The 13,550-nt window shown below is 42.1% G+C and carries 10 protein-coding genes; 2 read left to right on the top strand and 8 right to left on the bottom strand.

The window, feature by feature from the left end; translation table 11 throughout:
- The first annotated feature begins 305 nt into the window (after nt 1–305).
- Nucleotides 306–536, top strand: a complete 231-nt coding sequence (locus L2748_RS21720) for a hypothetical protein (protein ID WP_220783027.1) — start codon at nt 306–308, stop codon at nt 534–536.
- Nucleotides 537–560: 24 nt separating this feature from the next.
- Here L2748_RS21720 and rfbC read toward each other — a convergent pair whose 3' ends face one another.
- The 4 genes from rfbC to L2748_RS21740 form a co-directional block, all read right to left on the bottom strand.
- Nucleotides 561–1,109, bottom strand: a complete 549-nt coding sequence (gene rfbC / locus L2748_RS21725; protein ID WP_220783035.1) for a dTDP-4-dehydrorhamnose 3,5-epimerase — start codon at nt 1,107–1,109, stop codon at nt 561–563.
- 213 nt (nt 1,110–1,322) lie between these two features.
- Entirely contained in the window at nt 1,323–2,489 is a 1,167-nt protein-coding gene (locus tag L2748_RS21730) for a nucleotide sugar dehydrogenase (RefSeq protein WP_220783028.1), read from the bottom strand.
- A gap of 693 nt (nt 2,490–3,182) precedes the next feature.
- A complete protein-coding gene (locus L2748_RS21735) occupies nt 3,183–3,632 on the bottom strand; it encodes an REP-associated tyrosine transposase (protein ID WP_220783029.1) in 450 nt (149 codons plus the stop codon).
- Between the two features lie 189 nt (nt 3,633–3,821).
- Nucleotides 3,822–4,247, bottom strand: a complete 426-nt coding sequence (locus tag L2748_RS21740) for a hypothetical protein (RefSeq protein ID WP_220783030.1) — start codon at nt 4,245–4,247, stop codon at nt 3,822–3,824.
- A gap of 203 nt (nt 4,248–4,450) precedes the next feature.
- On the opposite strand from L2748_RS21740, the gene L2748_RS21745 reads away from it, so the two are divergent.
- Nucleotides 4,451–5,950 carry an MBL fold metallo-hydrolase RNA specificity domain-containing protein gene (locus L2748_RS21745; RefSeq protein WP_220783031.1) on the top strand — a complete coding sequence of 500 codons (1,500 nt, stop codon included), beginning with the start codon at nt 4,451–4,453 and terminating at the stop codon, nt 5,948–5,950.
- Between the two features lie 75 nt (nt 5,951–6,025).
- Here L2748_RS21745 and L2748_RS21750 read toward each other — a convergent pair whose 3' ends face one another.
- The 4 genes from L2748_RS21750 to L2748_RS21765 all read right to left on the bottom strand — a co-directional run bounded on the left by L2748_RS21750 (nt 6,026) and on the right by L2748_RS21765 (nt 11,432).
- Entirely contained in the window at nt 6,026–7,168 is a 1,143-nt protein-coding gene (locus L2748_RS21750; protein WP_220783032.1) for a polysaccharide pyruvyl transferase family protein, read from the bottom strand.
- Nucleotides 7,165–8,229 (bottom strand): nitroreductase family protein, encoded by a 1,065-nt coding sequence (locus tag L2748_RS21755; RefSeq protein WP_246616262.1) that lies wholly within the window; start codon nt 8,227–8,229, stop codon nt 7,165–7,167. Before L2748_RS21755 ends, L2748_RS21750 begins: the two co-directional genes overlap by 4 nt.
- Before the next feature lie 22 nt (nt 8,230–8,251).
- On the bottom strand, nt 8,252–9,598 hold the full coding sequence (locus L2748_RS21760) for a flippase (protein ID WP_248957745.1): 1,347 nt from the start codon (nt 9,596–9,598) through the stop codon (nt 8,252–8,254).
- 448 nt (nt 9,599–10,046) lie between these two features.
- Nucleotides 10,047–11,432 carry a hypothetical protein gene (locus L2748_RS21765; protein WP_220783034.1) on the bottom strand — a complete coding sequence of 462 codons (1,386 nt, stop codon included), beginning with the start codon at nt 11,430–11,432 and terminating at the stop codon, nt 10,047–10,049.
- Between the last annotated feature and the right edge of the window lie 2,118 nt (nt 11,433–13,550).

The following is a 13,550-nucleotide window of genomic DNA, read 5'->3' on the forward strand; positions in this document are numbered from 1 at the left end:
CACTCTTGCCCAAGTACGCGCTACGTCCGATGTAGGTTGGGCTTTAGCCCATCAAACCATAAAGGTATTCGATAACTGTCGGCATAAATATCCAATAATTGTCGGGATAAATATTTAGTAATTTTCGGCATAAATGCCGACCTACAATATGAACAATGCCAAACACTGCTATCACTCTTGCCAAAGTACGCGCAATATCCTATGTAGGTTGGGCTTTAGCCCATCAAACCATAAAGGTATTCGATAACTGTCGGCATAAATATCCAATAACTGTCGGGATAAATATTTAGTAATTTTCGGCATAAATGCCGACCTACAATATGAACAATGCCGAACAGTGCTATCACTCTTGCCCAAATATGCGCAATGCCTATGTAGGTTGGGCTTTAGCCCATCATACCATAAAGGTATTCGATAATTGTCGGCATAAATATCCAAATAACTGGCGGCATGAATATTCAGTAATTGTCGGCATGAATGCCGACCTACAAGATCAATATTCGGGTGGGTTTAACCAATTAACAGCTTGTGTTTAATCCTTAATGGGTAAAAGCTTTTACTTAAAACTCACCATTCAAAGCAAGGCTATCTTGCTCCGATAAAATAGGTGAAATACCCGCCTCAATCGGCCAATCTACCTTTAGATGTGGGTCGTTCCAGCTAATAATTTTTTGGTCGTGGGGCGCATAATAGTCGGTGCATTTATACAGCACATCCGCAAAGTCACTAAGCGTATAAAAACCATGGGCAAATCCAGCGGGGATATACATTTGCAGTTTATTTTGCGCTGATAATACCTGTGAAACCCAATGACCATAGGTTTTAGAATCTTGGCGCAGGTCCACTGCTACATCAAAAATACTGCCGCTAATCACTCGAATCAGTTTTGCTTGAGGCTGTGTTTGCTGGTAATGCAAACCACGAAGAACATGCTTAGCAGAACGACTGATATTTTCTTGCACAAACTGCGGGCAAGGCGTGCCTAACTGTTCAAACAACAACTCAAATTCAGATTGACGGAAGGTCTCCATAAAAAAACCCCTTTCATCACCAAACACCTTCGGCTCAAAAAGCAGTACATCAGCAATATCTGTAGGCGTAACTTGCATCATAAAAATTTATAACCAAAAAATGAACAACGAGGGTAGTCATCATTATAAGCCGTAACCGTGGACACTTATTCCATCCTATTAATTCAGGCTCAACACTATATACCGTTAAACCATAGTGGTATTAAACAATCAAAGGCCTGTAAAAACAAAAGCCGGACAAAGCGCAATGCGATATCCGGCCTTAATCTAGTCGTCAATATGATTCTATGTTTAGTCAGAACCAAACAAGTCGCGGGTATATACCTTAGCAGCGACGTCAGTAAGATCATCAACCATACGGTTTGACACAATCACATCAGACATTGCCTTAAACTCGTTTAGATCTTTGATGACTCGAGAATGGAAGAACTCTTCGTCGTCCAATACAGGTTCAAACACTACAACTTCAATGCCTTTAGCTTTTATGCGCTTCATGATGCCTTGAATAGAAGATGCACGGAAATTATCCGACCCAGCCTTCATAATCAAACGATAAATGCCGACAACCTTAGGCTGCTTCTTCAATATTGAATCAGCAACAAAATCTTTTCTGGTTGTATTAGCATCTACAATTGCACTAATGAGGCTATTAGGAACATCGGCATAATTAGCACGTAGCTGCTTAGTGTCTTTTGGCAGGCAGTAACCACCATAACCAAAAGATGGATTATTATAGTGACTACCAATGCGCGGGTCTAAACCAACTCCTTCGATGATCTGACGCGAATCTAACCCATGAGATTCTGCGTAGCTATCTAGCTCATTAAAGTAAGCTACACGCATAGCAAGATACGTATTTGAAAATAGCTTAACCGCTTCTGCTTCTGTTGAGTCAGTATAAAGAATATCGATATTTTGTTTAATTGCAGCGTTAGCAAGTAAGTTAGCAAACACTTCTGCACGCTCAGAGCGCTCACCTATGATAATTCGAGATGGGTGTAAGTTATCAAACAATGCCCGCCCCTCACGTAAAAACTCTGGTGAGAAAATAATATTCTGAGTATTAAACTTTTGCTTAACCGATTCAGTGTACCCCACTGGCACAGTCGACTTAATCACCATGATTGCACTAGGGTTAATATCAAGCACATCTTGTATAACCGCTTCGACAGATGAGGTATTAAAGAAGTTTGATTCTGTATCGTAGTCAGTCGGCGTAGCAATGACCACATAATCAGCGTCTCGATAAGCCAATTGCTTATCAAGAGTCGCAGTTAAGTCGAGCTTATGATTTGCTAAATATTGTTCAATTTCAGCATCAGCTATAGGCGATTGGCCATCGTTAATCATTGCCACTTTTTCGGCGATAATATCAACAGCAATGACAGTGTTGTGCTGTGCCAATAATACTGCGTTTGACAGGCCTACATATCCTGTTCCAGCTATAGCGATCTTCATCTTAAAACCTTAAAAAAAAATATCCGCGTAAAATACCACTCAGCGACCAAAAAGTCTTGTTTTACGCTCACATTTGTTAATGCTAACTCATCTGTAAACGCTTAAGCTAGGAGTCAGCATAAATGCCGACCTACGCTACAACCAAAAGGATTCTGTAGGTTGGGCTTTAGCCCATCAAACCGCAATGCTATTCGATAATTGTCGGCATAAATGCCGACCTACGCTACAACCAAAAGGATTCTGTAGGTTGGGCTTTAGCCCATCAAACCACAATGCTATTCGATAATTGTCGGCATAAATGCCGACCTACGCTACAGCCAAAAGGGTTCTGTAGGTTGGGCTTTAGCCCATCAAACCGCAATGCTATTCGATAATTGTCGGCATAAATGCCGACCTACACTACAGCCAAAAGGGTTCTGTAGGTTGGGCTTTAGCCCATCAAACCGCAATGCTACTCGATAATTGTCGGCATAAATGCCGACCTACGCTACAGCCAAAAGGATTCTGTAGGTTGGGCTTTAGCCCATCAAACCGCAAAGGTATCCGATAACTGCCGGCATAAATGCCGACCTACGCTACAGCCAAAAGGGTTTTGTAGGTTGGGCTTTAGCCCATCAAACCACAAAGGTATTCAATAATTGTCGGCATAAATGCCGACCTACGATATGTACTGTATAGCGATAACATAAAATTTTATAGATACACCGAATTCCAGTATGGGTAATCACCAATATGCGTAACTAAATTTTTCCTTAAAGGGTTCGCCACTATATAACGGCTGATGCTTTCTCTATCGTCATCGTAACGTAAAGCACTATCATAAAATGAAGGTTGCCATAATCTACCGTTTTGCTCTAAGGCCTTATTAATAGTAAAACTAGTCGCCCCCTTTAAACCACCAACTGACTTTGATAATGAAGAGTCTTCGCCTAGCCTTAATAGACCATGGAAATGATCCGGCATTAATACCCACGTTAACCAACGACAATCATGCTGACATTCATTTTCACCAAGCAGTGAACAAAATAAGCGAGCTATATAAAAATCGTAGAAAATCGGCTTTTTATTCTCAGTATTGAAAGTAATAAAATATTCACCGCCACCGATAGAGCATCGTCCTTTCCTTAAGTCATTCCATGACATTACAACCTCCAAATGTAAAACACTGTCGGCATAAATGCCGACCTACAATATTAACGATGCCGTTTTACGGCATTGGTAACACCTGCCTGCCCCCCAAAAAACGACAAGTATAGGCAATACCACATGTAGGTTGGGCTTTAGCCCAACAAACCTTAAAGGCATCCGATAACTGTCGGCATAAATGCCGACCTACAGCATGAAAACATCTGTCAGCGCTAACAACCAAAACGACAAGTATAGGCAATACCCCATGTAGGTTGGGGCTTTAGCCCAACAAACCTTAAAGGCATCCAATAACTGTCGGCATAAATGCCGACCTACAGCATGAAAACATCTGTCAGCGCTACCAACCCAAACGATAAGTATAGGCAATACCCATGTAGGTTGGGCTTTAGCCCAACAAACCATAAAGGTATCCGATAACTGTCGGCATAAATACCGACCTACAGCATGAAAACATCTGTTAGCGCTAACAACAAAACGACAAGTATAGGCAATGCCCAATGTAGGTTGGGCTTTAGCCCAACAAACCGCAACGCTATTCGATAACTGTCGGCATAAATGCCGACCTACAGCATGAAAACCACCTGTCAGCGCTAACAACCAAAACGACAAGTATAGGCAATGCCCAATGTAGGTTGGGCTTTAGCCCATCAAACCGCAACGCTATTCGATAACTGTCGGCATAAATGCCGACCTACAATATTAACGATGCCGTTCTGCGGCATGCACAATAATGAATGACATTAAATCTTGTTCTGCGCTTGCTTCCTGTTTATGCTCTAAATTGCAGAAAAGCGATGATAAGGAAATCAAGCATGCGTATTATCCACCACGGGGCGGTCAACGGCGTCACAGGTTCCTGCCATCAACTGGATATTAACCCTAACAGCAGCATTCTTATTGACTGTGGTTTATTCCAAGGTGCCGAAACCGAAGGGAAAACATCGGTAGAGCAACTAGAAATCACCTTTGATATCACTCATATCACGGCATTGATTGTTACCCATTGCCACATAGATCACGTCGGTCGCATCCCTTACTTACTCGCAGCAGGTTTTAATAAACCGATTTATGCAACAACAGCAACCGCGGCATTACTTCCCTTAGTGATAGAAGATGCACTCAAAGTCGGCGTCACCAGAAATAAACGCTTAATTGATTTATATATAAAACGTTTAAAAGTGCTGCTTCAACCAATTGACTATAAGCAATGGTTTAATCTAGAAGTTAACCATATAGAAGTTGATACAGGATCTAATACAGAAACCAAAAACAATTCAATTGGATACCAACGGGCTAAAGCACGCTTTAACGTTGCCGGGCATATTCTAGGCTCAGCTTACGTAGAAATAGAACTCAGTCATCCTTTACCTGCAGTAAAACCCACTCAGACACAGCTGCAAAACAAAAGTGATACAGCTCCAATCGACAAGGATAACAGCCACCTTGTGGTGTTCTCTGGAGACTTAGGTGCTAGCGATACGCCTTTGTTACTCAGCCCACAAAGCCCAAAACGTGCCGATACCTTGGTGATTGAGTCTACCTATGGTGATAAAAACCATCACAACCGTAAACACAGAGCTGACAGCCTACGTAGAATTATTGAAAAAGCAGTCAGTGACAACGGCGTGCTGCTGATCCCAGCATTTAGCATAGGCCGAACTCAAGAGTTACTGTACGAGCTAGAAAAAATCATCTTTGAGCAACAACAAAACCCGATGTGGCAAAGTATCGATGTCATAGTGGACTCCCCAATGGCAGCAAACTTTACCGAAAAATATATCCAGTACAAAAGCCTATGGGACAAGGAGGCAAAGGCAGTCCTCAAACAACAACGTCACCCTCTTGATTTCAGCCAGCTTTACACTATCGATAGCCATCAAGACCACCTTGCCGTTATCAATTACCTTGCTAGCAGAAAAAAGCCAGCAGTGGTTATCGCTGCCAGTGGTATGTGTACAGGCGGGCGCATCGTTAATTATTTACAACGTTTTTTAGCCGAGCCAACTACAGACATACTGTTTGTCGGCTACCAAGCACAAGGTTCAGCCGGAAGAGATATACAAACTTATGGTCCAAAAGGAGGATACGTTTATATCGACGGCGAGCGAATCGACATCAAAGCCGGAGTTCATACTATCAGCGGCTATTCAGCCCATGCCGATCAGCAAGATCTGATTAACTTTGTTGAAGGTATACAGAACAAGCCAAAACATATTCGAATCGTGCATGGTGATACAAGTGCAAAAGCCAAGCTCGCCGAGGTGTACCAAAGGTTATTACCTAATGTAGCAATTGAGATAGGAACCAATTAACCGCTGCAAATAAATACAAAAAAGCCCGCAATGGTAACAACCAAATGCGGGCTTTATGCTAATAAAAGATTACCACTAGCCAATAACTTGGCTGGTTTTCTCCCACATAGCTTTACTTTGAAGCTTATAAGTTTCTCTAGCTTCAACCTTTTCAGGCGCGTTAACAGTTTCAATTGCAGCAACTAAACCATTCTTCAATTGTTCAGTTGATATATCAGGAGAAATCAAGCAATCAGCCTGCATGTATTCTTCGTAAAGGCGCTCATACTTGTGGCTCCAACTCGTACCTAAACAAGGGATCCCTTGAGAAAGCGCACTCACACAGCCGTGGAAACGAGAACAGATAACTGCTTTACTCGCACCGATAATCCCTTTCACTTTTAGCGGATCAGCTTCAGTAATAAGCTCAATATCACCGCCACCTAATTGCTTAATTTGCTCGCAAATTCCAGCATCGCCCTTACCTTCATGATTAAGTAACACAGGCTCAAGCCCAAGCTCTCTAATCACAGCAACAGCATTAACCAAAACATCAATATAGGTTTCTTTCCAAGCGTTATGGGTATTACGGGTACCCACCATATTATAGTTTGGAATAATCAATACACGATTTTCGCCATTGACAAAATAGTCAGGCACAACGCCTTTAACTAAATTGGTGAAATCCGGAAATTGCACTAAGTTAGCACTATCACCAATTAATTTACGTACGTGCTCAAAGCTGCTGTTCTCACGAGCACAGATTAAACTGGCAGATGGCAGTGCGTTCTTCAAGCTTGCAATATCTTGTGTACGAGTAAAGTCACCTAAAGCTTGAGGTAAAAAGATATACTTTTTGCCATGCTTAGCTAAACGGTTAATTTCTTTCGCCAACAACTGAATAGATAACGAGTTCCACTGATCGCCATAAGCAAAACCAGAGGCATCAAGCACGACATCAATATCAGCTTCAGTCACTAAGCCGAATTTGTTTTTTAGTGCTTTACGGATTTTAGTCGGAATTGCGTAGCTCAGTGTATTAAGGTCTAACTTACCTTTTTTTACCGATAACTTCTGGTAAGCGCCCACTTTAGCTCTATCGAGATACGATGAGTTTGGGTTTGGTGCTAGAACAAGTTCTGCGTCTGGCCAGTAGTTTTCCATTTGCTGCAACACAGCATGCAGCATTAACTCAGCGCCTTTATTGACAAACTGAACACCTTTAATCTCGATAATCATGACTTTACTTCCTTTACTAACAATTGGTCACTCTTCTTCTGCGAAAACGGAATACCACCTTCTGGGTCAGCATAACCAACTGCCAACAGCATAATAGGTCTTTGGTGATAATCAAGCGCAAGCTCCTTGGCTAACGCGCGTTCATTTTGTTCTATATCAGGCCAGTTAATTGCACAAGTCGACAAACCTAACGTCTCACAAGCCAACATTAACTGCATAGTAGCAAGAGAACTGTCGATATAAATAACATGACGATCTCGCTCAGCTGGATAAGCGTCTAGATTTGCAACAACCGCAATGATACAAGGCAAGTTTTCAGCAAAGCCTACTGTGCCCATAGCGCACTTAGCAACGTTAACCACTTTGTCAGTATCACTCACTACATGAAATTCGTAAGGCTGGCGATTGCACGCTGATGGCGCCAAAGTTGCCGCCTGCACTGCTTTACGAATAAGCGCCATGTCAACCGGCTTATCTTGATACCAACGCACAGAGCGTCTGCGAGTAAACAGGGTCATCAAACCATCATAATCAATTGGACAATCAGGCAATTGGCTATGGGTATAAGGCAAGCAACCTTGCGACGCTAACTTATTTTGCACTGCAGCAAACTGTGCTCTTGCCTTATCGATACGCGGCCCCTTACCTACGATAGTAAAGTACTCGGTAAGCACATCGGTCGCCCAGCTCAATTCATTAGAACAGGCATCGCTGGCATTATGCACCTTAATATAGCTATCAACCGTTTCTAAAATATAGCCATCAGCAAAAACGTCTCTACGTGGGCGCATAATTAACCCTTTCTCAAGGCGATGAATATTGCGACGTAATAAAATACTGCTTTGACCTACAGCAACTAACGACTTATGGTAGGCAAGGCGACCTTGCATAACGGCTTTATGCTCGCGGTAAAATTCACGGCTAAAAAAGCAGTAGAACACCGACGCGAAAAAACCATTCCAAGCAAATAGTGCCAAAAATGCCATTTTTAACGACTCTAGCCACAACTTAAGTGAATGCTTAGCGCTAGCTGGGATCAATTTTAAGATGATTTTCTTCATTACAATCTCTATACGGTTTAGATTATGAGCGCTTTGTTAACGCAGTTTTAGGCCAATACCTATGCCCTAAAGTAAAAGGCAACAAAATAGAACGGGACATCACTTTTGCAATCGGACGCGTTTTTGGGCTCAACCAAAATGCTAAATAAGACGCAATAAAATAAGAGATAAGCGTGGCAATCGCCGCACCTTGAGCGCCCCAAATAGGAATAAGTACCCAGTTAGCTGCCACATTAATAATGGCGCCAAAACCATGGCTAACAAGTGAAAACGGCAGCAGGTCTTCAGCCAGTAACCACTTACTGACTAACGCGCGCATAAACACAAAAATACCTGCCCAAATATGGATTTGTAAAATTTGAACAGAGGGTAGATAGTCAGCGCCAAACAGCAACACAATAACCGGTTTTGCCAACAGGCTCACTGAAACAGCAATAGCAACGGCGACGAAAAAAAGGCCGTCCGACACTTGCTGTAATCGATGCCAATATAGCTTTGTATTTGCTTGCTTACCCAACTTAATAATTGCCGGGAATAAACTAATCACGATGGCATCGGCAAAAAAGTACCACACTTCAGATAAACGCGCAGCAACAGCATAGGTGCCAACATCAGCCGTGGTGGCCAAATGCTGCAGCATCAGTTGGTCGACTTTTAAATAAATGACCGCCGCAATGCCAGATAAAACTAACCAAAAAGATTGCTTAAGTAGTTTCACACCATAGCTAAAGTCAAAATCTTGTAAGTTAATACCGCCAGCGCGCATACGGTAAATAATGACATAACCTAAGCCTAAGCAAATCGTTTCCAGTGCAAAAATAGCGATAACACTGACTAAGTCGGCATGTAACCAAACCGCCAACAATTTGAAAATAGCAAAAGCAATGGTGATGAATAAACGCATCCGCACCACAAACTTTGCTTGCAGATGCGCCTGGAACCAAAACTCAAGTACCGCTAATGCATTAAATAAATTGGCAAAAGCGAGCAAGGCCAACGCATATTGCGCCTGCTCGGCAGCTTTAAAATCGCCGAGCCCTAAACCAGTAACGGCTAGAATTAAACACACCAGCGTACCGGCTAGCGCGCCAAAAAGTCGAAAGCCTGTTGCAGTGGCAATAACCCTACTTTCACCATCTGGTTGATTCACCAATTCGCGGGTCACAATCGCATTCAGTCCCAAGGCGGCAAGCGGCATCACCATAGCAATTAAGGCTAATAGGTAACTAAGCTCACCAAAACCGGCAGGCCCTAGACTTCTTGCTAGCGCCAAGCTCACCAATAAATTGGCTGCCATTGCTATTACTTTGTCGGAAAGTAGCCAAGATGTATTGGCAAACACTTTTTTAAGGAACGGGCTTAATGTCATCGGCTTCAATGTTGTAGTAGAAATCTGCTTACGCGCTGTCAGAGCAGTTTGAAAAAGAGCGTAAGAAATAAGACGCGCCAGTATAGCAGCAACAACAAACGATTGAAATAAAGTTACAGAATGCCCGGTCACAGAACGCTCACAGGCTTATGCTATGGCTATGGCTATGGCTATGGCTTCAAAGCCAGTTATATGCAAACCGCTAAACGCAACCTAACTTTATCAGGTCAGCGAAGCCTACAATCTTTAAGCGCCAAAGTATAAATTGCAATAAATGCAGAAAAGAGGGAAGAAGAAAGAGAAAAGAGAAAAGAGAAAAGAAACAAGCGAATCAAAATAACAGTCTGACAAATGACTGAATCTACTATATCGGCTTAATCGACCGACTAAATCGCAGCCATAAAAAAACGAGCCCTAGAGCTCGTTTTTTATTATATCGAAACCGATATTAACGGATGCTGTCAGCTTTGTACTGGTCAGACATAACGTTTACACGGCTTTCGTTTTGACGGTAGTAAGGAGCAAGAGTTACCTTGTCAGCATCTGCGTCGATGATGAAAGTTACGCTTAGCTTAGTCTTAGAAGCAGCAGCTAGACCGAATGCTTTTTCGATGTCAGCTTCAGAAACTTTAGTTACTGTCTTGCCGTTAGCAAGAGTAGGTAGAGCTACTGGACCGTACTGAACACCGTTTTGGTCGAAACCTTCGATGATGATTTCAGACTTAGTAGTTACTGAAGAATCGTTTGCAACTTCAACGTTTGGAGATAGACCGAAACCTACTGGTAGGTAAGGAACGTTGATAACTGCAGCGTCTAGACGCCATTCACCAGCATCACCATTCTTTAGGTAGTCAGCATTACCAGTTGCAGCAGCTGCACCAGTGTAAGCGATGTTACCAGTTGCAGTGAAACCAGTTGCAACTAACATTTCAGCAGAAGAATCGGCTTTATCGAAAGTGAAGTTGATAGTTTTCTTACCTGTTACATCAGCAAACATTGCAGCTGGAACAGTGAAAGTTAGTGACTTAGCGTCAGCAGCAACAACACCTTTTACTGGAGTTGCAGAATCGTTAACCCAAACATCTGTTTCACCGTTTGCAGCAGAGAAATCACCAGCAACAGTAAGAACTAGGTCACCAGTAGTAGCTTTAGCTAGGATTGGAGTAGCGTGACCACCTAGATCAGTAACGTCTAGAGTGAATGTATCAGTAGAAGCATTAGCAGTTTCGCCAACGAAGTTCATGCGAGCTGAGCGCTCGATTACTTTGCTTAGCTCTTCAGTGATAACGATAGCGTACTGAGACTTCTTAGTAGCAACAACACCAGCACCTGCGTCAACTGGAGTACCAGCTAGGTCAGAAGCGAAAGATGCAGAGAACTCGTCGCTAATGATTGGGAATGCAGAGTCACCGATAGTTGTACGGTATGAAGAACCAGCAGTAATAGTGTTACCTAGGCTTACAGTGTAAGTCACAGTACCTTTGTCTGCATCTACAGCAACAGTGTCAAAAGTAAAGCTACCAGTACCTACGTTGAAGATAACTTCACCACAAGTAAATGTACCTGTTACTGGAGCGCCACAGCTACCACCAGTGATATTAGTTAGGTTAACTGCATCACCTAGAGTAACTACCATTTGAGTAGTACCTACGTGATCTTTATCAAGAACTGTATCAAAAACGATAGGAGCGTCAGCAACAGTAACACCTACGCTGATACCTTCTGCAGAAAGTTCCATTTTGTCAGCAGGGCTAACTAGAATTTGAGCAGCGTTAGCACCAAAAGACATAGCTACAGCAGCAGCTAGGATAGAGGCATTGAATACCTTTTTCATATTTCTAAATCTCCAATTTCATGAAATTGGAACAAGCAGCAATAATCAATTTTTGTTATTGGCAACTTAAGTTCCGTTTTTATTACAACTTTCCTTTAGAAAGTTAAATTCTTTACCCATTAGTATTTGCTCTTTAATAGAGCAATCTAAGCGCACTAATAAGTATGTAAAGCTAAGCTAGAAGCACTAGAAACCCCTAGCGCACATTTACTTTAACTTTCCGACACCTAGTTTATGTATTCGATATCATAAGTCAACTGCATATTTAACTAATCGCCTTCAAAGCCACCAAAAATGCCAACGACTTCATCTTTTACGCAATCATTCGCTTATTTATCGACCACATAAAGCATCACAAAAACACATCAACAGCTAACAGATGTGTAGCAATACCCACCTTTAACCAGCCATAGTCACAACTGAAACATCACAAGCCAGCCCGCACAAGATGTCGCAAACAATGCAACACATTAAGGCAACCTTAATTAACAGCGCGTTAATTAATGAGCCGCTAATTAACGCGCTACTAACCAACGAACCAGCAATTAATTAACTACCAACCAAAAGCTCGCTAATCAACTTCATCGCTATTTAGGTTAATCGTAAACTGTTAACTGTTAATCGTCGGGCAATGCCAGCGATTGCAGTTGCTCACTTAACTTAACCTACCCCCGCCAACTCCAGCACGACTGACTAAATAAGTCGGTAGCGATGGCGGTGTAGAGCATTAAGCACTAAAAACCGAACCAGTTCAGCTTTTAATGCTGGCAACTTTTTCGGGCTAACAGCCTGTTATATATTGATATCTGCGACTGTGCTTATTGTCAAATCAAAATAGTTAAAGCAAAAACAGCGCTAAGCGCCAAGCACTAATCATCAATCGCTAAGCAACGAGTACTGAACACTAATCATTGAGTACTAAACGCTAAGTACTAAACACTGAGCACTAAACACTGAGCATTGAGCTTGCAATAGTAGAATCAGTAGCAATTCGCAACTGTCAGAGCATTGCTAACTCAGTTAACCATGCCCAGCTAGCACTGCTCGCTGTTCTGGTTTTAAGATCCGCAAAAATCATGAACCGACAAACCAAAATGTTACAAAAGGATACATTTCATCTTTATTTACCAGCAACGGGTTATTAATTTCGCCAGACACATAATCAACGCCAATTTATTAATAAATTGGATAATACGTCAGCAAGCATTAATAAAAGCTTAATAAACAGATATCTAATGCACAATGTAACAATATAACAATATAACAATATAACCGCAAAAATATCCCACCCACAGCAAAAACACAAGAGGACAAACCACTTGAATTAGCATTTAACACACAAATAAGCCAACTCGGATCACAAACCTAATCGCTTGCAGCATTTACAACCAGACGCTAAATATAATGTAACACTCGGTCACAAATACATTACAAGCTAATACTTTACTAGCTAAATTAGCGGCACATACTTTACATGGCATTACCTTTTTGCGCTATTAGCGCACAAATCACTCACGCGCTCAAATGCTAGCCATTTAACCGCGTGTTAAGCCCAGTACAATGAGCGACTCAGATATACAGCTAGATAGCCATTTCGTTAACAGTCAAGCTACTTTAAGCTGACAACACTTCAATTAGCGCCCCGCATTAATGCAGCCGTAATCGACAACATCAACCATACACAACTGTGTAGCGCATTGCAAACCACCATGATTACAGTTCGGCTTTGGGTGATGACGAATATGGAATTTAGATTAGTGTGGCTGTTGACGGGCTAAAGCCCGACCTACAAGGATATAGGTTATTTGTAGGTCGGCATTTATGCCGACAAAATGCTGCAGTGTTGACGAATGTGGGATTTAAATTAATTGAGATTTGCGTGGCAGTTGTCGGGCTAAAGCCCGACCTACAAGGATATGCGCGTTATTGGTATATGGGTTATTCGTAGGTCGGCATTTATGCCGACAAAATGCTGCAGCGTTGATGAACGTGGGATTTAAATTAATTTAGATTTGCGTGGCAGTTGTCGGGCTAAAGCCCGACCTACAAGGATATAGGTTATTCGTAGGTCGGCATTTATGCCGACAATATGTAGCAACGTTGATGAATGTGGAATTT

This window comes from Shewanella sairae (assembly GCF_023283535.1).
GTDB classification, from domain to species: domain Bacteria; phylum Pseudomonadota; class Gammaproteobacteria; order Enterobacterales; family Shewanellaceae; genus Shewanella; species Shewanella sairae.